This is a genomic window from Pseudomonas sp. B13(2017) (assembly GCF_002113245.1).
Classification (GTDB): Bacteria; Pseudomonadota; Gammaproteobacteria; order Pseudomonadales; family Pseudomonadaceae; genus Aquipseudomonas; species Aquipseudomonas putida_Z.
In genome coordinates, this window is record NZ_NEJX01000022.1 from 67,390 (window position 1) to 88,716 (window position 21,327).

Consider the following 21,327-nt stretch of genomic DNA (forward strand, 5'->3'; position numbering starts at 1 on the left):
TATAGTGCGCCACCGCGGTCTGGCAACCAGACACCGGCACACACCGTGCATGATCCATCCCTGCCATCGCCAGCCCAATCGCAGGATCAACGCTTGACCAATCTTACTCATCCGTCGTCATTGCGTTCCGCGCCACAGGCGCCCGTCGCCTCGCTGCGCGGGTCGATCAAGGGTGCGCTGGCGCTGCTGGCCCTGATCCTGCTGGGCCTGCTGCTGTGGCAGCTGTTCGCCCAGTTCAACCATACCCAGGCCGACCTGCGCAAACAGAGCCTGGATGCCACCGCCGAACTGGCCGACCACCTGAGCCTGAACATGGCGTTCAAGGCCCAGCAGGCCGTGAATGTGGTGCAGCCTTACGTCAAGGCGCCGACGCCCTCGGCCCTGCCCAGCCTGCTGGGCACCCTGCGCGAGCGCCTGCCGGCCCTGCAGAGCATGGCCTGGCTAGACGCTACCGGGCAGGTGCAGGCCGACAGCCTGGCCGGCAGCCCCGACCGCCATTTGCTTGACGAGCTGCTCAGGCTGAACCAGGGCAGCCCGTACTTCTTCACCAATTCGGCCGACAACCGCACCCTCTACCTGTTGCTACGCCAGGCCACCGAACAGGGCCGCGGCTACTGGCTGCTGCGCCTGTCGCCGGACTACTACCGCACCCTCACCCTCCATCTGGATGGTGCCGGCCACCCGCTATGGCTGCTGGAAAACAGCCGCAACGGCGAGGTACTGCAAAGCCATGCGCCGGCCGATACCAGCAACGAGCCGCTGCAAAGCGTGATGCTGGCCTTCATCGACAACAGTACCTGGCAGTTGCGCGGCCTGTTCGACGCCAAGCTGGCCCAGCAGAAGCTGCTGCCGGCGCTGCTCGGCAAATGCCTGCTGGTGCTGTTCTGCGCCCTGCTGCCAGTGCTGGCCCTGATCAACATGCGCCGCCGCCAACGGGCGCTGCAGGAAGACCGCCGGCGCTACCAGGAAATCTTCGAAGGCACCGGCGTGGCCTTGTGTGTGCTCGACCTGTCCAGCCTGCCCGGCCAACTCGACCGCTACCACCTGCGCAACCCTGCCGCGCTCAAGCACAGCCTGGCCCTGGACCCCAGCCTGCGCCGCTCGCTGCTGCTGGAGCTGAAGATCACCGAGATCAACCAGGTGGCCCGCCAGTTGTTGAATATCGACAGCCACGAAGGCGCCTGGCAGCGCCTGATCGACGGCACTGGCGATGGCCGCGACAGCATTGGCATGCAACTGATCGACGCGCTGATCGAGCAGCGCCCGCTGCTGGAGCTGGAAGTGCGCCTGCCGGCGCCGCTGGGTGGCGAGCTGCACCTGTGGCTGATGGCCCGCCTGCCGCAGCAGCGCCGCGATTACCAGGCAGTCATCCTCAGCATCAGCGACATCACCAGCCGCAAACAGGTGGAGCTGTCGCTGCTGGAGCGCGAAAGCTTCTGGTCGGACGTGGTGCGCACCGTGCCCGACCAGCTGTACGTGCAGGACGTGCTCAGCCAGCGGATGATTTTCAGCAACCGCCACCTCGGCCAAACGCTGGGCTACGACCGTACCGAGCTGGCGCAGATGGGCGACCGCTTCTGGGAGCTGCTGCTGCACCCCGAGGACGCCGCGCACTACCAGGCGCTGCGCCAGCAACAACGCGACAGCGGCCATGACCAACCGCTGCACTGCCAGCTGCGCTTCCGCCACCGTGATGGCGGCTGGCGCTGCTACGACATCCGCGAACAAGTGCTGACCCGTGACGCCGACGGCCTGGTGACGCGCATCATCGGCGTGGGCAAGGACGTGACGGTGCAGATCGAGGCCAGCCAGTCGCTGCGCGACAGCGAACAGCGCTACCGCATGCTCGCCGAAAGCATCAGCGACGTGATCTTCTCCACCGACAGGCTGCTCCAGCTCAACTACGTAAGCCCCTCGGTGCAGGGCGTGCTGGGCTACCAGGCCGACTGGATCTTTGCCAACGGCTGGCAATCGATCGTCGCCAACCCGTCCCAGCTCACCGGTATCTACAGCCTGATGGAGCGCGTCAGCAAGGCCATGGGCGACCCGGCCCAGCTGGCCCAGCTACGCAGCCAGCTGCCCACCCAACTGTTCCTGTTCGACTGCCTGCGCGCCGACGGCCGCAAGATCCCCATCGAACTGCGCCTGGTGCTGGTGTGGGACGATGAAGAACGCTTCGAAGGCGTGCTCGGGGTGGGCCGCGACATCAGCCAACAACGCCGCGCCGAAAAAGACCTGCGCATGGCCGCGACGGTATTCGAGCACTCCACCTCGGCCATCCTCATCACCGACCCGGCCGGCTATATCGTCCAGGCCAACGAAGCGTTCAGCCGCGTCAGTGGCTACGCCGTCAGCGAAGTGCTCGACCAGTTGCCGGGCCTGCTTACCGTCGACGAGCAGCAGGAAGGCCACCTGCGCTACGTGGTCAAGCAGCTGTACCAGCGCGGCAGCTGGGAGGGCGAGGTGTGGCTCAAGCGCCGCGACGGCGACCACTACCCGGCCTGGGTCGGCATTACCGCGGTGCTGGACGACGAAGGCGACCTGGCCAGCTACGTGTGCTTCTTCACCGACATCAGCGAGCGCAAGGCCAGCGAACAGCGCATCCACCGCCTGGCCTACTACGACGCCCTCACCCACCTGCCCAACCGCACGTTGTTCCAGGACCGCCTGTACAACGCCCTGCAGCAGGCCGAGCGGCAAAAGGCCTGGGTGGTGCTGATGTTCCTCGACCTGGACCGCTTCAAGCCGATCAACGACTCCCTCGGCCACGCTGCCGGCGACCGCATGCTCAAGGACATGGCCCAGCGCCTGCTGGCCTGCGTGGACAACGACGACACCGTGGCGCGCATGGGCGGCGACGAGTTCACCCTGCTGCTGCAACCGCGCGCTACCCGTGAAATGGCACTCAACCGCGCCATCCACGTGGCCGAGAACATCCTCGGCAGCCTGGTGCGGCCGTTCGTGCTGGAAAACCGCGAGTTCTTCGTTACCGCCAGTATCGGCATCGCCCTCAGCCCGCAGGACGGCAGCGAGCTGAGCCAGCTGATGAAAAACGCCGACACCGCCATGTACCACGCCAAGGAGCGCGGCAAGAACAACTTCCAGTTCTACCAGGCGGAGATGAACGCCAGTGCCCTGGAACGCCTGGAGCTGGAGAGCGACCTGCGCCACGCCATGGAGCAGAACGAGTTCATCCTCTACTACCAGCCGCAGTTCAGCGGCGACGGCAAGCGCCTGACCGGCGCCGAAGCCCTGCTGCGCTGGCGCCACCCGACCCGCGGCCTGGTGCCGCCGGGCGACTTCATCCCGGTGATCGAAGAACTGGGCCTGGTGGTGGACGTCGGCGACTGGGTGCTGCGCGAGGCCAGCCGCCAGCTCAAGGCCTGGCACAAGGCCAAGGTGCGCGTGCCGAAGGTGTCGGTGAACATCTCGGCGCGGCAGTTCTCCGACGGCCAGCTGGGCACGCGCATTGCCACCATTCTGGAAGAAACCGGCCTGCCACCGGCGTGCCTGGAGCTGGAGCTGACCGAAAGCATCCTGATGCGCGAAGTGAACGAAGCCATGCAGATTCTCGCCAGCCTGAAAAACCTCGGCCTGAGCATCGCGGTGGACGACTTCGGCACCGGCTACTCGTCGCTGAACTACCTCAAGCAGTTCCCGATCGATGTGTTGAAGATCGACCGCACCTTCGTCGACGGCCTGCCTGAAGGCGAGCAGGATGCGCAGATTGCCCGGGCGATCATCGCCATGGCCCACAGCCTCAACCTGGCGGTAATTGCCGAAGGGGTGGAAACCCACGAGCAGCTGGAGTTCCTGCGCGAGCATGGTTGCGACGAGGTGCAGGGCTACCTGTTCGGGCGGCCGATGCCGGCGAACCAGTTCGAGGCGCAGTTCGCCAACGAGAAGCTCTTCATGTTCCATTGAGCAGTTGCCTGCACTGGCCCTATCGCCGGCAAGCCAGCTCCCACCTCGACCGCATAGACCTCAAGCCCTGTGCAGTACCTGTGGGAGCTGGCTTGCCGGCGATGGGGCGCAAAGCGCCCCCAAAAACGGACCTGCGAGTCAACTCCAACCCCCGCCCAGCCCAGACACGGCGCGGGATGCAACATGAAGCCCATTGGTCCGCGACTTGATGCCACTTCATATGCCAGCCGCGAATCAATCGGTTAGAATGCCCCCCCAATTCACCCCGATCCTTGAGGACCGCCATGTTCAGCCGTGATTTGACCATTGCCAAGTACGACGCCGAGCTCTTCGAAGCCATGCAGCAAGAAGCTCTGCGCCAGGAAGAGCATATCGAGCTGATCGCTTCGGAAAACTACACCAGCCCGGCAGTCATGGAGGCCCAGGGCTCGGTCCTGACCAACAAGTACGCCGAAGGCTACCCGGGCAAGCGCTACTACGGTGGTTGCGAGTACGTCGACGTCGTCGAGCAACTGGCCATCGACCGTGCCAAGGAACTGTTCGGCGCCGACTACGCCAACGTCCAGCCGCACGCTGGCTCCCAGGCCAACGCCGCCGTCTACCTGGCCCTGCTGTCGGCCGGTGACACCATCCTGGGCATGAGCCTGGCCCACGGTGGCCACCTGACCCACGGTGCTTCGGTAAGCTCCTCGGGCAAGCTGTACAACGCCATCCAGTACGGCATCGACGGCAACGGCCTGATCGACTACGACGAAGTCGAGCGCCTGGCTGTCGAGCACAAGCCGAAGATGATCGTTGCCGGCTTCTCGGCCTACTCGCAAGTGCTGGACTTCGCCCGCTTCCGCGCCATCGCCGACAAGGTTGGTGCCTACCTGTTCGTCGACATGGCCCACGTTGCCGGCCTGGTTGCCGCTGGCGTGTACCCGAACCCAGTTCCGTTCGCCGACGTGGTCACCACCACCACCCACAAGACCCTGCGCGGCCCGCGCGGCGGCCTGATCCTCGCTCGCAAGAACGAAGAGATCGAAAAGAAGCTGAACTCCGCCGTCTTCCCTGGCGCCCAGGGTGGCCCGCTGGAGCACGTCATCGCTGCCAAGGCCATCTGCTTCAAGGAAGCCCTGCAGCCTGAGTTCAAGGCTTACCAGCAGCAGGTCGTGAAGAACGCCCAGGCCATGGCCAGCGTGTTCATCGAGCGTGGTTTCGACGTGGTTTCCGGTGGCACCCAGAACCACCTGTTCCTGCTGTCGCTGATCAAGCAGGAAATCTCCGGCAAGGACGCTGACGCCGCCCTGGGCAAAGCCTTCATCACCGTCAACAAGAACTCGGTACCGAACGACCCACGTTCCCCGTTCGTCACCTCGGGCCTGCGTTTCGGCACCCCAGCCGTTACCACCCGTGGTTTCAAGGAAGCCGAGTGCCGCGAGCTGGCTGGCTGGATCTGCGACATCCTGGCTGACCTGAACAACGAAGCGGTGATCGACGCCGTGCGTGAGAAGGTCAAGGCCATCTGCAAGAAGCTGCCGGTTTACGGCAACTGATTGGCGATTGCCTGACAGGAAAAAGCCCGGCCTAGTGCCGGGCTTTTTCGTTTGACTCAGGCGGCATGACTTGAAGTCGATGCGGTCAATGTGGGAGCGGCCTTGTGTCGCGAAAGGGGCGCGCAGCGGCCCCACGATTGCACTTTCACCATCGAGATCGCCGGGACCGCTTTGCGGTCCTTTCGCGACACAAGGCCGCTCCCACAAAAAACCGCGCCCCCTACTGGCAGCAGGTATTACCCTGTGCCTCCTCCATACCACCGAGCACAGGCCGTACCTTGACCAGAGAGCAACTCGAAACCCACCAGGTCCCGATCTACTTCGTCGCCGTGCTGGCCGCCGTCGCGTTCGGCGTGCTGGCCAGCGACACTGCGCGCCACATGGAAGTCCTGGTCACCCCCGCCATCGCCGTGCTGATGTACGCGATGTTCCTGCAGATCCCTTTCCTCGACCTGCGCCAAGGCCTGAGCAACCGCCGCTTCATCAGCGCCTTGCTGCTGGCCAACTTCATCTTCGTGCCGCTGCTGGTATGGGCCATCACCCGTGGGCTGGTGGCACACCCGGCGGTACTCGTCGGCGCCTTGCTGGTGCTGCTGACGCCGTGCATCGACTACGTGGTGGTGTTCACCCACATCGGCAAAGGCGACTCCCGCCTGACCTTGGCCGCCACCCCCGTGCTGCTGTTGGTGCAGCTGGCGCTGCTGCCGCTCTACCTGGCCCTGATGCTGGGTGACAGCAGCAACGTGGCCATCTCCATTACCCCGTTCGTGGAAGCCTTCGTGCTGCTGATCGTACTGCCTATGGCGCTTGCCGTGCTCACCAGCGCCGGCGCCCGTCGCTCGCGCACGGTCTCGACCTGGAACGACGCCTGGGCGTGGATGCCGGTACCCGCCATGGCCCTGGTGCTTGTGGTAGTGATCGCCTCGCAGATTGCCGTGGTACTGCGTGATTTCGACCGTTTGCTGCCGGTGATTCCGGTGTACATCGGCTTCATGCTGTTGGCGCCGGTGCTTGGGTTTGTTGCGGCGCGCTTGCTGCGCTTGCCGGTGACCGAGGCACGCTCGGTAACTTTCAGCGCCGCCACGCGCAACTCGCTGGTGGTGCTGCCATTGGCGCTGGCGCTGCCCGAAGAAATGCGCGGGCTGGCCGCCGCTGCGGTGATTACCCAGACGCTGGTGGAGCTGGTGTGTGAACTGGTTTACGTGCGGGCAGTGCCGCTGCTGGTGCGCTGAACCGCCAGCGCACGCCAGAGCAACAGTCTGTGCTGCCTGCGCTGGCCTCATCGCCGGCAAGCCAGCTCCCACAGGTGCAGCGCTGATCTCGAGGTTGTCGCTGTACCTGTGGGAGCGGCCTTGTGTCGCGAAAGGGCCGCGACGCGGCCCCAAGATCCCAGGAGTCGAAGCCTCACTTCGCCACAGCGAGGCGAATGATCACTCAAACGCCCGAGTAGAAATCTGCTCGAACGCCACTTCGGACATATCCGGCAAATCAACCGACAAGGCCTCCCTGCTACCAAGTCTGGAGAATGATCCGGACGAGCGCATGCAGCATGTGCTCGATGAGCTCAGGGAGCGGGTTCAGTGGCTGGCGCCAGGGTTGACCTGGCACGCTACAGCGTTCCTCCCATCGCCGTTCCGCCCTTTGAGCATCCGTATTCAACGTTGCATGCTATAAGGGAATCCCGTACATCCATATGCATGCAGTAATTGAAACGCCTACGTTCCAAAGAGCCGCTGCCAAATTGTGGTCTGACGAAGAACGCGTGGCTTTCATCGACTGGATTGCGGTCAATCCGCTCGCGGGGGATGTAGTACCCGGTGCGGACGGCGCACGAAAAGTTCGATGGACCCGCGCAGGCTCTGGTAAGTCCGGTGGCACACGGGTGATCTACTTCAACCTGAATGAAGATGAAATTGTGCTGTTGCTTACGGTTTATGCGAAGGCTGAACGTGCCAACATGAGCCCCGCTGAAATCAGCAAGGTGGTGTGAAATGCGTGACATCGATATAGAAAGTGTTGCCAAGGCCATTGAGGCTGATGCGGGCGAGCCATTGCCTGACCTGCGCCAAGCGCTCAAGGAAGCCAAGATTGGCGCTGGGCGAGTAACCACGCCTGAGCAGATTCTGGTTCGCCAGGCCCGCGAACGCTGTGGGCTAACCCAGGCATCATTCGCCGAGCGTATTGCAACACCGGTCGCGACGCTGCGTGACTGGGAGCAAGGTCGCTTCGTGCCGCCAGGCGGTGTGTTGTGCCTGATGCGCCTGATCCTCAAGCATCCTGAGCTGTCACTGGAGCTGGCCGCGATCTGACCACAGGTCCAATTGGGCTTGATCGCCGGCTGCGCGTCGGCGATCAAGCATTTCCCCATTCACAGCGCCTTCATCTCAGCAATATCCCGCGCCACCTGATCAGCCGATTGGTCGAACATCACCTGCTCCTGCGCATCCAGCGGCAACTCGATCACCCGCGCCAGCCCCTCCCCTGCCAGCACACAGGGCACACCCATGGCGATATCCGCTCGCCCGTACTCGCCCTCCAGAATCGCCACCGCCGGCAAGATGCGGTTTCGCCCATTGGCGATCGCATCCACCATCTGCGCAATCGCCACGCCCGGCGCATCGCAGGCGCTACCCAGCTTCTTCAGCCCCAGGATCTCGCCACCACCCTTGCGGGTGCGGTCGACGATCTGCTCGATCTGCTCGCTGGAAAGGAAGTGCGACAGCGGCACCGAGCCGATCTGGCAATAGCGCATCAGCGGCACCATGCTGTCGCCATGCCCGCCCAGGACCAGCGCCGTGATATCCCGGGCAGAAAACCCGGTCTGCTCGGCGATGAAACACTTCATGCGCGCGGTATCCAGCACCCCTGCCTGGCCAAACACCTTGCTGCGCCCCTGCCCGCTGAGGCTCCAGGCGCGATAGGTGAGCACATCGACCGGGTTCGACACCACCAGCACCGTCGCCGTTGGTGCATGCTGTTTGATGTCCGCCATGATGCTATCGATAATCGGCAGGTTGATGCTCAGCACGTCCTGACGCGACTGCCCAGGCTTGCGCGGCACGCCTGCGGTAATGACCACCAGATCAGACCCGCCCAGCATGTCAGCCTTGGCCCCGCCGTGAACCCGGGTGTCGGAACCCGACTCGACTGCCGCCTGCCACACGTCCAGCGCCTTGCCCTGGGCCAACTCACCCTGCACATCCATCAACACCAACTCCCGGCACAACTCTTCCCGGGCGATGATCTGCGCCGCCGCCTCGCCGACCATGCCGGCACCCACGATTGTCAGTTTGTTCACGTGACACCTCCCAGCGGCGCGCGCCACCAGGAACACGCCTGCAATACACAGAAGTATTGCCCGCTGAGGCGAAAAGGCCACTCGAAGGTGATGTGAGGCTCTCGCTGCTACCGCGCAGCGGGTCGGCAACAACTATGCTGTTGCGATCAAAGCTGGTCTCCCAAGGACACCTCCATGAGTGCTGCCTCGCTGCCCGAACTCGATTCCGCATTGCCAGGGCTGACTCGCAAAATCCGCGTGCTCGAGGCACTGGCCTGGCCGGACGGCGTCGAAGAGGAATTCCTGAGGCAATGGCGCGCCGGCAAGGCGCAGTTGCCCAAGGTGGCGCTGCAACCACGCGACCACAGCGCCGATATTGCCGCACTGGAGGCATTTATCGGGCAGTGCGATCAGGGGCACCCGGCCGGGCACTTCCTGGCCACAACAGCGCGTAGCTATGCCACCGCCGGGCGCATGCTAGGGGCCATCGGCACGCCCGCATTTACCCGATACTCCTCGGCGCTGTACCGCCGCCCGGACTTTTTCTATCCCAAGCAGAAACTGACCATGCTCGACGCGGCCCGTTTCTTCCTCACGACCACCGACGCCCTGCTCGGCGGTGACCAGATTCCGCCGAGCGAGGCCGACATCCCGGCCGAGGATTTCGCCGCCTGGATGCAGCCAGAGTTGGACCGCTTTTTCGGTGCCGGTCGGGTCAGGATCGTGCTGGACCCGGCCCTGGCCGCCAAGGCGATCGCCGGGAGCAGCCGCATCCGGTTGCGTGCCAGTGCCCTGTTCAGCGAACTGGACAAGCAGCAACTGTTGCAGCACGAAGCCTTCGTGCATGTGGCTACTGCACAGAATGGCGCCAACCAGCCCAACCTCAAGTGCCTGGGCCTTGGTGCGCCGCGCACCACCCAGACCCAGGAGGGCATTGCCACGCTGGCCGAGTTGTTCACTGGCAGCATGGACATCAACCGCTTGCGCCGTGTTGCCCTGCGCGTGCTCGCGGTGCAGCAGGCACTGGATGGCGCGGATTTCATCCAGGTATTCGAAGGTTTTCTGCAAGCCGGCCAATCGCCGGAAGAGTCCTTCCGCTCCACCCAACGGATTTTCCGCGGTGCCGATCTGCGTGGCGGCTCGGCCTTTACCAAGGACGCCGCCTACCTCACCGGCTTGCTGGGTGTGCATACCTTGCTGCGCGTGGCGATCCGTGACAACCGCCCGGAGCTGGTGGGCCGCCTGTTTGCAGGGCGCCTGAGCCTGGCCGATACCGTGCGCCTTGCGCCGCTGTTCGAGTCTGGCTGGCTCCGAGCGCCGACCTATGTACCAGCCTGGGCCAGCGACATGCGCCGCCTCGCCGCCAACCTGGCCTTCTCGGCCTTCATTGCCCAGATCAGACTCGATGTGCTCGACCTGCAGATGTTCATGGCCTTTTGCCGACGAGCACGAAGCGGACGCCAGTGCCCAGTGACCTGAAGCCATCACTACTCCAGTAGGAGCGAGTTCACTCGCAAACACGGGCAAAGCCCGTGCCATCCCCCACCGCCACTTGCCATGACCAGTACTCAAAAATCACGCAGTACTTGTAGGAGCGGCCTTGCGTCGCGATGGGCTGCGCAGCAGCCCCAACAACGCATCTGAAATACTTCCGGCCACAAGCAAAAGGCCAACCCGCACCTGGTCCAGAACGATCCGCCAGCCTCGAATCCGCCAATCAACAAAATCCACTTTCTTCCGGTAAGCCAGCTTGTCGTGCTCAGGTACCAGTGCCATCCACACCACCACCTGCACCCTGCCACAGGTAAAACACATATCCATGAATTAATGCGCCCCCTGTAGGAGCTGGCTTGCCTGCGATGGGCTGCGCAGCAGCCCCATAACCCTACCCGACAGAAATAAACCACCAGGCGGCCTTGAGCAGAGGGCCAGCCGCAATGGTTATATCTGGCCCCGCCGCTCATCAATGATCCTTCCTAACTCACAGAGTCCTGCCCGTTTCGCTCCATCACCTTCCCACACTGCTCACTGGCCAAACGGCTGATGATCCGGATCGCCTGATGGATACCGGCAGTGTTGCGAAAGCTCAGGTGTGGGTTGTGTTCGCACTCCAGCATTTCGTCGTGCTGGACCAGGGCTTCGCCTAGCAGTTCCAGGGTCCAGGCGTAGCTTTGGATGGTGGATAGGCGTTCTTGGTCAGTCATGGTGCACCTCCCTGGCTGCAGAGACGGAGCGAGATTGACTGGAGGTGAGATCGCTGAGGGCCGTCGAGGAACGACGGTGGAGAACGAATGCGTGGATCCTGGATGGACTTGAGATAAGCATGCATGACACTCCAAGTTTTAGTTGGAGCTGCCACGATCCTTCCTACGGGATTGGGTGGCAGCTGTGCATGGGGTAGGAATACCGGGAAACTTGGAAACCCGGCCAGGCCGAAGCCTGCCCACACACAGCCGCCATGACACAGCACGGCAGGCACAAAAAAAGCGCCAGCTGTGGTGCAGGGCGCCTAGTGCGTGCGCCAAGTTTACCAACGGGTTCCTACGCCCGGTCACGGAATTTTCCGCGACGGAGGAAATTTAGCCTCATGTATCTCGGCCAAGCAAGTGTCAAAGCTGTAGGAAACGTCTCTGAATTATGTGCGAACAGCGTTGAACGCAACCATAAATCCACATCCGATCATGTACATCAAAATCCCCATTCAAACTTCGAATGCAGCGAACTAGGCTCAGCTGAAATCCCCAAGGTGAGATGAGGTGCACGATATGAACATTGAAAGTGCTGCCAAGGCAGTTGAGCTAGAGTTTGGTGACACAGGGACTGACGGGGGCACACCGTGGAGTCGAAACGGATAGCACTGCTGATTGACTGCGACAATGTGAGCCATGCTTCCATCGGGGGCGTGCTCGATGAGTTGGCCAAGTACGGCGTGGTCAACATCAGGCATGCACACGGGAACTGGAGTTCTCCCCTCCTCGCTGGCTGGGTCGAAAAGATCCACCCGTTCGCCATCCGCCCCATGCAGCAATTTGCTTTCACCCAGGGCAAAAATGCCACTGACTCAGCGATGATCATCGATGCGATGGATTTGCTATACAGCAAAAACGTCGATGCCTTTGCGCTCATGACAAGCGACAGCGATTTCACACCGTTGGTGCTTCGGCTGCTGGAAAACGGCTTGCCGGTCTACGGCTTTGGGGAGAAAAAGACACCGAAGCCTTTTGTAGATGCCTGCTCGCAGTTTATCTACACAGAGAACCTGCTTGGCGATGATCAGGAGAAAGCAGTTGAAGGCGAAGCGTCGAAAAGCAGTAAACGCACCCGAAACGAGCTTCGCAATGACACATCACTTGTGCGCTTGCTGAGAACGGCTGCAGAGAAGACCGCCGATGACACAGGCTGGTCGCGCCTCAGCCAGGTCGGTAATTTTATCCGCAACAACAGCTCGTTTTCAGCCGTGAACTACGGGCATCGGACCCTTAGCGATCTGATTCGAACCTCAGGGCTGTTCGAGATCGATATGCGGCAAGGTGGTACGGCGATGTTCATCAAAGCTGCTCGGAAATCGAACCCGATAACGAACTCCCAAACTGAATTTTCCACCTCATGAACGCGTGCGGAGACTGGAATCGTATCGACACAAAAGCCATTGATTTTAATGAATATAATTCGAAGCGATGATGTTTTCTACCTCTAAAACTATCCTTAGACGATCGCCAGACTTAGGCCTGACGCACTTACTGAGCTTCTCTAGCCCAGACTAACCCCCTCAGGATTTTAATATTTAGGCTTTCAACTGGAGTTGAGCAAGCGCTCTATAAGATAACAAATCAATTATTCAGTAACAGCAACGTATCACCCCTGAACACAACCGATTGCAACACATAGACAGTTAGACACCAAAGAAACCTTAAAAGCTTGGCTCAGCAACGCATAGAGGCTCGCGCTGAACAACTGCATATCTAAGCATAGAGCAAGCTTCGAAATAAAAACACGAGTATCATTTCACAAAACTAGTGCAGATCACCCATAAGACAGCACTTCTCTTTACCGCTTAGAAATTTGATAAAACCGAACATACACTTAAGTCACCTCAACCAATACACAGACACTTCACCGGCATGAAAACTGTCTTTTCGCGAGGGACATCAATTTGCTTACTCGGATTTTGAAGTCACTCCAAGCACAAACTTAGCAATGACTCCAAGTCCCATACAAACTAGCGTACAACGTGAGGGATTTTCAGTAACTCACCATGCTCAACATTATCTACCGAGCACGCCGCCCAAGTCATTGTAAATTTTCCTAAATGACTCTTCTGACCGACCCTAGCCTGGGCGCTTTGTGCCTCAGCCTTACTCACAAATTTAAATGTTTTATCCTGCAATTCGTAAGCAGAAACAGCCATACCAACTACAACCCAAAACATCAGCGACAGAGGAAGCTTGTCCCGAATAAGTTTAAACCTCAATTGCTCATCCATCCAGCTAATCTGATGCTGCCAGAAAAACTTATAATGAGCATACCAATCACTAAAAAGAATCTGCTTACTCAAGCAAACCTTGTAGTAAGTCTTTCTAAGGTCTTGTAACTTATCAATTTGCACAGAAGTAGGTGGCGTAGCGAGCCCTTGCACTTCTCGATAAAAATCTCGAAGCTCATCAAGAAGCTCCGTAAGCTTCTGCGCGGCGGCTTCATAATCCCCTTTCTTGTGATCATAATAAGATATATAAAGAGCGCATATACCAAACACCAGCATAATTGCCGAAGGAACTTTCGCGCTTAACTCGTCGATAACAAGCGCAAAAACACCCACAGCCATTGAGACAAACCCTATAAAGCCAGGAACCTTATCGACAATATCAAGAGTAGCCCAATGCTTTTTACACCCGATACCGACGTTATAGCCTAGCTCTGCAATAGACTTCAGCAATGCATCTCTATTCATTTCAGATCACTCAATAGGGACGTGAATCCGATCTTTCGCCACAACAACCCCATTCTTAACCGCATAGCATTCCACAATATGATCACCCGCAAAATTTGTATGTTCCGATACGGTTTGACGCCCACCATCCGCTACGATCTGCCCACGAATACAGTCGCGACGCTCTGCTTCATCCCCCCTATTGAGGACTTTCCAGTACATGTCATATGAACCAGGCACTTTGATGTCGACGACTTCGAACTTAAGCGACTTCTGAGCGCTGAGCTTGAAATTTTTCCCCAGCATACTTCTAAGCGTACGGGGTTGAAAACCGTTCTGAGTAACCTCGCAGTCGATCTTAAGCTTATAACGAATGTCGACGGGGAACTGATCCTCAACAAATTCTTCTGTTTCGCGGAACACTCGATCCGAGGCTTTAGCAATTTGCTTTTCAGGAGCAGGGAAACGAGTACCAAATACCTTCTGCCATTTAGCATTTTCAGTATCGTTGCCTGCAGCCGCGATGGCCTTGATGCAAAGGTCATATGCCTTCTCTGCCGCTTTTTGGAACGATTCCTTGACCTTGACATGCTGCCCGCTGCCCAGTGCTGCGTAACGCTCCTTTTCCGGCTCATCCGCCAAATACTTGAAGAAATCTCGGCTCATCCAATCGTAGTACAAATAGCTCTTAGTATCGTACGAATCAGTTGACTTCAGGAAGTTATAGGCTAGCGTGTCGATTAGCAGCCCGCCCATCGCAACGCCATGTTTGTTTTTCCATGCTCGAGCCATTTTGCAAAGTCGACGCAAATTTCGATTTTTCTCGATATTGGCCTCCTTCATTGCCTCAATCTCAGCCCGAGGCTTTGTCACCTTCCAACTACCGCCATTGCGGGTATCAGGAAACTTAAAGCTCCCGTCATCTTGTTCAAATGCGGGCTGAACTTCGACATGAAAATTTGTATATAAGACACGCACAACAGGACTATCAACAAAAATATCAGTCCTCGGATACCGAGCTTTCAGCGCATCCTTTGTATCCGACAATAACTTGGCTTGACCACCAACAACGTTATAGTCATCCCACTTCCCTGACGGCATAATGTAAATCATATCTAAATCTGATACGCCGCGAATAGCTGTCCAGCGCCCATACGACCCAACCTGTAGATTATTAGCCGTAGACGACGACGTATCACGGAAATATTTATTTAAACATGACGTGATATCACCATAGCGGCAACTGATCTGCTCATCGTTATCGATTTTTATATTTGATAGAAAAGTCTGAAATTTCTCGGCAATACTCAATTTCTCGTTCCTTGTGAACTGATCTTGACGCACAAAGGCATAGCATGTGGTCTGTATACGCGAGTAAAATGCTAGGATTTCAGCGGCGTTTTTTTGACGTCAAACTGTATGGTATCGCTTTAGCATTTTCGTGGAGAGTGTAAAACGTTTGAAGCCCCCACTCAACACCTGAACCTTCCTGTGCAGTAGCAGTCCTCTGTACTTACAGAAGACTATCATCCGTAATTTCCAACAGGTTACGATTTCAAGAAAATCAATGCCCGTACATGAGGGAAGACATAATGCAGCTCTCTTACCCCCAAGCGATCACCCTCTTCAAGGATCGTCTTAAAGGTTCTCGCTACGTTTTTTGCGTGGACTTGGAAGCGACTTGCGATGATGTCATGCCAGGCACCCAAGCATCACACTGGCAGCCTTCCATTCAAGCGGAAGACATGGAAATCATCGAAGTTGGCGTTATCGCCTTAGACCGCGTCAACAACCTGTCGATGGTGGCTGAATTTTCCCGTTTGGTCCGCCCCACCACTCACCCAAAATTGACGCGTTTCTGCACGACTCTGACAGGTATCCAGCAGGTAGATGTGGATAAGGCAATGACATTCTCAAAAGTCAATCAAGAGCTGAATACTTTCATTGAACCCTATCTCACAGAAGGCGCAATATGGTGCTCTTGGGGACGCTACGATGCAGATCAACTGAGGCAAGACTCCACAAGGCTGAACATCTCCTCATCATTGACAGAACTCGAGCATTTAGGCATTGATGAGCTTTACAGCCATGCCCTCGGCATTCCAGCACCTAGTCTGGAGGAGGCCACAGAATCGATGGGGATCGCTTGGGACGGTGCTCATCATCGAGCATGCGATGACGCTCGAAATTTAGCGCGCCTACTAACGATGCTCTTCGACAGCAATTAGTACCGTCGGATCAGCATCATTCGTGCACCGGCTTGATTCAGAAGTTCGTCTGACATACCGTAACAATCATCGGTACAAGCCGTGTCATGTCATCGAGAGCACCAGATCCTTAAGTGTTTGTTCACTCAAGGGCCCGCATAAACTTTGTGAGACAGCAATGCTATTGTCCGAGGCCAAGAAAATCCACCTACTTGGTTAAAAGCCTCTTCACTGAACGCCTTTACAATTACATTGACAGCCGTCTTTCTGAGCAATATAGCGAGTAGAGCCTTGTGCCTTCTGCCTATTGCCTTTTTTGTAGGCCCAGTATGGAATCTGGGGGGCATCTCGATTGATATCATTGAGGCGTTGACGATAGCGCTGAACCGCCGAAACCGCGTCAGCAACTTTCTTCGAATTTGGGAAGTCTGTTTTCCAATTAAGACAGTCACGCCAGAGTGAATGTAGACTTTCTGCAGCGCTTCTATGCTTGATCGCCATCTCATTAAAGTTTAAAAAAGCACCGACCCCCGTCAAAAGAGAAACAATTAGACTAAGGCCTACCGGCACCATGCCAACGACCCACCCATCTCCAGAGCTCTCGAATATCTTCTTAACATCCGAAGAAAGCAACCAAGTGAGAAGTAAAGAACCAATTGTTGCAGGAAATCCTAGGTAGACCTTGTGCCGCCTTTCGTAAGTCGACGCGGCAGCCCAATGACCTAGTTTCGAGATTTCAGTATCTTCTCGATGCCTCTCCATCTCGGCAGCAACCAGAGCATACTGAGCGTCGTCATTTGTTAAGTCCTGTGTCGACATACCAACATTTTTCCTGCCATCTGCGAACGGCGGCAATCTACCAGATAGAGGGATTTTTTCCACTAAAGTATTTTGTTGATACAGGTGAAATTGACGAAACCTATGGATGTTCCTGCGTACTAGAAATGAACCACGAATCAGAGAAACAGCCTGTCAACGTCTCTGAGGTAGCGCGCTCCACCGAGTCGACCGACTGCATTAGCGCGATCGCAGGCACTTGAATAGTCATGGCTTCTCTAAGCGACGAACGAGTAGCCGAAATTGCGGCCATCGCGTCTACCCACCAGTCCCATGTCGCTCACCTCATATTCTGCTCTCCAGTCCTTCCCCCACGTCATCCCGCCAAGAATGCTGAGTGTTATCAGGGATCAAGGCCCCTGCGACCTGTGGGGAGTGTTCTCTACGCGGGACTGGCGGCTCCTTACGTCCGGGAGCAAGGGCATCTCATGATCTGGCCTCGTGAGCACCGTTACCGGTGGGCGGGTGGAGGCTGCATTGGCTGACGAGACCAGTGCCGCGAGATCCTGAGCCAGGTGCAAGCAGCAATGCGGTGACTGGGGCATGCCTGACTGTCAGTCAGGCGCAGTCCATTCCCTGATCTGCGGCACCATCATCTGCATGACTGTTGCTGGTGACATCGGCGTTTGTCACGCCGATTGCCACGAGGGGAAATGCCGCAAAGCCATGTGCGATCAGGGCTGCAGCGGTGTTGGAAGTGCCCGTTTCTTTCCACAGAAAGAGACGGGCACTGGTCGGCGCAGGATTCGTCCAAGCGGATAGGTTGCTGCAGGACCGCGAAGTAAAGAGGAGCGTCCGACACACGAAAGCGGTGTACTGGAATTGGCGTCCATCACATGGGTCGGGAACATGCGAGCTATCAGCTTGGGGAGATTCGCCAAAAATGATTGCCGTGGTTTTCAGGGCTCGTACCACAGGGTCGCTGGTGAAAATTGCATTGGCACTGTTCTTTCTACGCGCCTACGGCGGGTCAGCATCTCGGTGCATGGCACGGGCTTCGCCCGTGTTCGCGGGCACGCCCGCTCCCACAGGGATCACGCTATCCATTTTCGTATTGAGCACGACAGTTGCCTCTGCAGGTATGGCATGCCCCTTTGCCTGAGGCTATCCCTGGAGGGCTGGGTTATCCGGGAAGAAAGCACCTCGGTGAATGGCTCCGGCTTCGCCGGTGTTCGCGAGTGAACTCGCTCCCTCAGGGTAATGCGGAGTGTCTGCTGGCTATGGTGACCAGGCAGGCCATCTGAGATATATCTAACCGGTGAAAACACTATCTTAAAAAATTTTGCCAAACACCCCGAAAACACTGGGCGAAAGCAAAATGCCAGCCACCCATTATCTAGAAACCCGTGCAATCGTAAGTGAAAAGCCGCGGCCCATTCACTCAGACGAAGCGGTGGATTGAAGATAGCCAGATCGACCAAAAGCAGATTGAGGAAGAGACAAAAATGCCCGCACAAGGCGGGCATTTTTGGAAGAGCCGAAACTAGGAAAACCTGCATCGTGCCAACAAGATCTGGTGCCGGAGACAGAAACGATAGGAATCGAACCGGGGTGTGGCGACCAATGGAATCGGGTGCAATCGCGTGCAGGGCTGGCGAGGTTACCACAGGATTACCACGAGGCCTCAACCACGAGCATAGGAATACGCTCCGAAAGCAGGCCTGCGCAGCAATGTATGTCCTTGCCTATAGATGAATACCTCCGTTGGTCCGAGCGGGCTGCGCTCCACCTGTTCGAACGCCTCTAGCCGAAAAAGTGGCATTTTGATAGCATCTAATTCTTCACCTTAACCGCGCTAAGGAAGCAAGATGGCGCTAGACAGGATGGTCAGCTATGCATCTGCTTAAAGATCTTTCTTTACCTGATCGCTATGAGCGTTTAGTAACCCGGCTTGGAACTGAAGTTGCCAACTTACTGACCGCCCCGTCATCGGAAAATATCTCTGCGCTACAATCCTTGGCCAGCGATATTTATTCTCGAGATGAGGGAATTTTAGTTCCTCTGGTGGGAACTACAGGCATCGGCAAAACGACGTTCGCGATGAACGTAAGTCAATGGGTTCCCACAGAGTTTGGTCCCACCTGCCTCTATGAGGGCGACCTTACCTTTGAAGGCTTGGTCCAAGCAGTTAAGGAATTCTCTGTAGGTCTACCTGCAAACAACAAAAAAATCATCCCCATTAACATTGACCACCGCGAAAACTCTCCACCTAGCGATGCTGAACTTGCGACACTCAAACGTTTCCTTAGGACCAACGCGGCTGGTGTTCCCGCGTTAATTTTCTGGCCCGAAACCAGTAGTGAAGTAGCGACAAAGCTAGCAGATAGATACGTAGCGATTGCAGGTCCAACAGCGATCCCTCTTCCGCTCGTATGCAAAGGCCCTGAGAAAAGTGGATGGGTGGAAATTGCTAAACACACCTTGTCTATTGCGAACCGCATAAACAATCTTGAAGAACTCGGTGTTGATCCAGAAAACTACAACCCCGATGAGTTCCACAGCCTAGGAACCTTCTTACGCAAAATCTCCCAAGACTTCAATAGAAGAATTCTTGACCTCAGAGCTGAGCTGGAAAAGCCTGTCTCGATGCTCATCGTCTATGCAAGCGAGAGCGCAGACCCTGGAGTGCTAACCCAGTTAACCTCCCCATCTCACTATGGCCTCCTTGACTCACACGCTCTCATCTCCGTAACCGCGCAGAGCGAGATAGGTAAGTGGTGGAGCCATAGGCGAGGGCTTTTGACACGCACAATTGTTCAACTGAACGCTCACGCACTTTGCCTAGCACCAACGGCCGCCGCGTCATCAATTCGTAATTTTTCTGAATCCATGCCCCTCTTCGACGAAGTTGGATACCGAAGGTACGGCCCAGGCAGAGGTGTTCGAGACTTATCTCGATCTGACTTCGGAAAGATGATATGCGAGCTTTCAATCTCCCGGCATGAGTCAAGAGGAACACCAGGAGATGAGGCCGCGACAGCGTTTCAGCTACTTTCAGAGCAAGGTTTTAACCTCGGAAAAGACAAAAATCTCAATAAAATAATGAAGACCGCTGTCGAGAAGACCTTGGAGGCTTCAGAGATAGGTTTTATCGAGGTGACATCCGAAACAAAGCTTCCCTATTGCGCCCTAATCCCAGACAATGCAATTCACTACGAAGATCGCGTGCTTTGTATCGAATATACCTGGCGCAAAGGGCAATTCCTGGACTCAGGGAATCGGTCTACGGTGGCGCAGTATGCTCTTAACAAACTCCAGTCATATGCCAGACAACTTGGCTGGACAGTAGACTAAAACCCCAACCTCTCGCAGCTACCAACAACTCAAATATTTGAATTATGGGCTGCGAGAGGACTCAAAGAGCTTGTCACCAATCACATTCATCAGTCCATCGAACACCCGCCGAGCATCTGCGGAGAACTTGGCATCGTCACGCTTCGTGTGGGTGTTCAGGTAGAACTCCAGTGCATCGCTCAGACGTACCTCAACCCGTCCAGCCAGCAGCTTTGCCGCTTCCCGCTCAGTGGGTGAGAGGGAGTCCACGGGGTTGGGTTGCGCACGCTGATCTTCATCTTCCACTGCGTGATTTGGCCGCTTGCCATCCAGGAAGTCGAAAAACACCTCGACGATGGAAGGGTCATTCTTCGCGGGCTGATCGGCGAGCCCCCAATCACGGAGGAGAGACACGGCGTGGGCCCTGATAGCTTGTGGGGAGGATGTCGGCTCCGCCCTCAGGCCCTCCCATTCAGCCTCAACCTGTCGGTTCAAGCGATCCACCTCGCGGCTAGCCAGGAGCACATCCGCGCTCTTAAGCTTCACCTTCACGAGTTTTTTGCCGTATCGGGGCTGGAGTTCTTTCGGAATGGGTCGCTGATAGTACAGCGTCCCTTTGCGGGAGTAGGTGTAGCGGAGGTTCACTTGGAGGGAGCCAAAGCTAGCTTTCATCGAGTAGTTACCACAAAGGTACCACGCGAGAGGGGCTTTAGAGGTCGCAACCCCTTGATTTTAAAGGGTTTTATGGAGATTTCATGGTGCCGGAGACAGGAATCGAACCTGCGACCTTCGCGTTACGAGTGCGCTGCTCTACCGACTGAGCTACACCGGCGTGTAGCGCAACGTACCACTGCTCGCACCCGTTACGCAAACCCCTGTTTCCGCTAGTTTATTGCCCCACCCTCAAGGCGCCTTGCACCCCTTCGGCGCCAGGTCTTCCTCGATGTTGGTCGTACACGCCCACCCAGTAGCCGAACGCGTCAGGGTCAGTGCCTTGCCGAGCACAGTGGCCGGCGCATCCACCAGCGTGCACACGATGCTCCCGGTGCCATCCGCCGCCTTGCCGCTAGCCGTGATCGCACAGTGCGCCGTCGCCGGCTGGCCCCCCAGCGCGGCCACATCCGGCACATCCTTCCCATCATTCAGCCGCAGGTCCATCGCCGTCTTCAGCGCGCTGATCTCCAGCAACCCGGCCGCGGCCTTGGAGCGTGACTGGTGGTTGGTGTACATCGGTAAGGCGATGGTCGCCAGAATGCCGATGATCGCGACGACGATCATCAGTTCGATCAGGGTGATACCGCGTTGCCCTTTCATGAACGTTTTCCTTTTTGATACGCGTACTCG

At 57.3% G+C, this 21,327-nt stretch carries 16 protein-coding genes, 1 tRNA gene and 1 pseudogene; 9 read left to right on the forward strand and 9 right to left on the reverse strand.

What is annotated here, in order from left to right; translation table 11 throughout:
• The first annotated feature begins 93 nt into the window (after positions 1-93).
• The 5 genes from CAG44_RS23525 (at position 94) to CAG44_RS23545 (ending at position 7,771) form a co-directional block, all read left to right on the forward strand.
• Positions 94-3,924 carry a bifunctional diguanylate cyclase/phosphodiesterase gene (locus CAG44_RS23525; protein WP_085693091.1) on the forward strand — a complete coding sequence of 1,277 codons (3,831 nt, stop codon included), beginning with the start codon at positions 94-96 and terminating at the stop codon, positions 3,922-3,924.
• A 284-nt stretch (positions 3,925-4,208) separates the two neighbouring features.
• Entirely contained in the window at positions 4,209-5,462 is a 1,254-nt protein-coding gene (glyA, locus tag CAG44_RS23530) for a serine hydroxymethyltransferase (RefSeq protein WP_025337620.1), read from the forward strand.
• A 278-nt stretch (positions 5,463-5,740) separates the two neighbouring features.
• Positions 5,741-6,694: an arsenic resistance protein gene (locus tag CAG44_RS23535; RefSeq protein ID WP_085693092.1), complete on the forward strand. Its 954-nt coding sequence runs from the start codon at positions 5,741-5,743 to the stop codon at positions 6,692-6,694.
• A gap of 530 nt (positions 6,695-7,224) precedes the next feature.
• A complete protein-coding gene (locus CAG44_RS23540) occupies positions 7,225-7,452 on the forward strand; it encodes a type II toxin-antitoxin system RelE/ParE family toxin (protein ID WP_237140965.1) in 228 nt (75 codons plus the stop codon).
• A 1-nt stretch (position 7,453) separates the two neighbouring features.
• Positions 7,454-7,771, forward strand: a complete 318-nt coding sequence (locus CAG44_RS23545) for a DNA-binding transcriptional regulator (RefSeq protein ID WP_075043684.1) — start codon at positions 7,454-7,456, stop codon at positions 7,769-7,771.
• Between the two features lie 59 nt (positions 7,772-7,830).
• Here CAG44_RS23545 and CAG44_RS23550 read toward each other — a convergent pair whose 3' ends face one another.
• On the reverse strand, positions 7,831-8,760 hold the full coding sequence (locus CAG44_RS23550) for a malate dehydrogenase (RefSeq protein ID WP_085693094.1): 930 nt from the start codon (positions 8,758-8,760) through the stop codon (positions 7,831-7,833).
• Positions 8,761-8,934: 174 nt separating this feature from the next.
• On the opposite strand from CAG44_RS23550, the pseudogene CAG44_RS23555 reads away from it, so the two are divergent.
• A pseudogene (locus tag CAG44_RS23555) lies at positions 8,935-10,213 on the forward strand (flavohemoglobin expression-modulating QEGLA motif protein).
• A 101-nt stretch (positions 10,214-10,314) separates the two neighbouring features.
• Here CAG44_RS23555 and CAG44_RS28570 read toward each other — a convergent pair.
• Together CAG44_RS28570 and CAG44_RS23560 are read right to left on the reverse strand one after the other, a co-directional pair.
• Positions 10,315-10,515: a hypothetical protein gene (locus tag CAG44_RS28570; protein WP_143493949.1), complete on the reverse strand. Its 201-nt coding sequence runs from the start codon at positions 10,513-10,515 to the stop codon at positions 10,315-10,317.
• Positions 10,516-10,715: 200 nt separating this feature from the next.
• Positions 10,716-10,943, reverse strand: a complete 228-nt coding sequence (locus tag CAG44_RS23560) for a hypothetical protein (RefSeq protein ID WP_085693095.1) — start codon at positions 10,941-10,943, stop codon at positions 10,716-10,718.
• 632 nt (positions 10,944-11,575) lie between these two features.
• Here CAG44_RS23560 and CAG44_RS23565 point away from each other — a divergent pair.
• Positions 11,576-12,349: an NYN domain-containing protein gene (locus tag CAG44_RS23565; protein WP_085693096.1), complete on the forward strand. Its 774-nt coding sequence runs from the start codon at positions 11,576-11,578 to the stop codon at positions 12,347-12,349.
• A 609-nt stretch (positions 12,350-12,958) separates the two neighbouring features.
• Here the strand turns inward: CAG44_RS23565 and CAG44_RS23570 are convergent.
• Together CAG44_RS23570 and CAG44_RS23575 are read right to left on the reverse strand one after the other, a co-directional pair.
• On the reverse strand, positions 12,959-13,687 hold the full coding sequence (locus CAG44_RS23570; protein ID WP_085693097.1) for an SLATT domain-containing protein: 729 nt from the start codon (positions 13,685-13,687) through the stop codon (positions 12,959-12,961).
• A 6-nt stretch (positions 13,688-13,693) separates the two neighbouring features.
• Positions 13,694-14,977, reverse strand: a complete 1,284-nt coding sequence (locus CAG44_RS23575) for a nucleotidyltransferase (RefSeq protein ID WP_085693098.1) — start codon at positions 14,975-14,977, stop codon at positions 13,694-13,696.
• A 281-nt stretch (positions 14,978-15,258) separates the two neighbouring features.
• On the opposite strand from CAG44_RS23575, the gene CAG44_RS23580 reads away from it, so the two are divergent.
• Positions 15,259-15,894, forward strand: coding sequence for a 3'-5' exonuclease (locus tag CAG44_RS23580; protein WP_158091156.1), 636 nt, complete (start codon positions 15,259-15,261; stop codon positions 15,892-15,894).
• A gap of 207 nt (positions 15,895-16,101) precedes the next feature.
• Here CAG44_RS23580 and CAG44_RS28575 read toward each other — a convergent pair whose 3' ends face one another.
• Positions 16,102-16,692 (reverse strand): SLATT domain-containing protein, encoded by a 591-nt coding sequence (locus tag CAG44_RS28575; protein ID WP_143516031.1) that lies wholly within the window; start codon positions 16,690-16,692, stop codon positions 16,102-16,104.
• A 1,851-nt stretch (positions 16,693-18,543) separates the two neighbouring features.
• Between CAG44_RS28575 and CAG44_RS28580 the strand changes: the two genes are divergently transcribed.
• Positions 18,544-20,004 carry a hypothetical protein gene (locus CAG44_RS28580; protein WP_143516033.1) on the forward strand — a complete coding sequence of 487 codons (1,461 nt, stop codon included), beginning with the start codon at positions 18,544-18,546 and terminating at the stop codon, positions 20,002-20,004.
• A 42-nt stretch (positions 20,005-20,046) separates the two neighbouring features.
• Here the strand turns inward: CAG44_RS28580 and CAG44_RS23590 are convergent, their stop codons facing one another.
• The 3 genes from CAG44_RS23590 to CAG44_RS23600 form a co-directional block, all read right to left on the reverse strand.
• On the reverse strand, positions 20,047-20,655 hold the full coding sequence (locus tag CAG44_RS23590) for a DUF6538 domain-containing protein (RefSeq protein WP_085693100.1): 609 nt from the start codon (positions 20,653-20,655) through the stop codon (positions 20,047-20,049).
• 84 nt (positions 20,656-20,739) lie between these two features.
• Positions 20,740-20,815, reverse strand: a tRNA-Thr gene (locus tag CAG44_RS23595).
• A 71-nt stretch (positions 20,816-20,886) separates the two neighbouring features.
• A complete protein-coding gene (locus CAG44_RS23600) occupies positions 20,887-21,297 on the reverse strand; it encodes a pilin (protein ID WP_085693101.1) in 411 nt (136 codons plus the stop codon).
• Between the last annotated feature and the right edge of the window lie 30 nt (positions 21,298-21,327).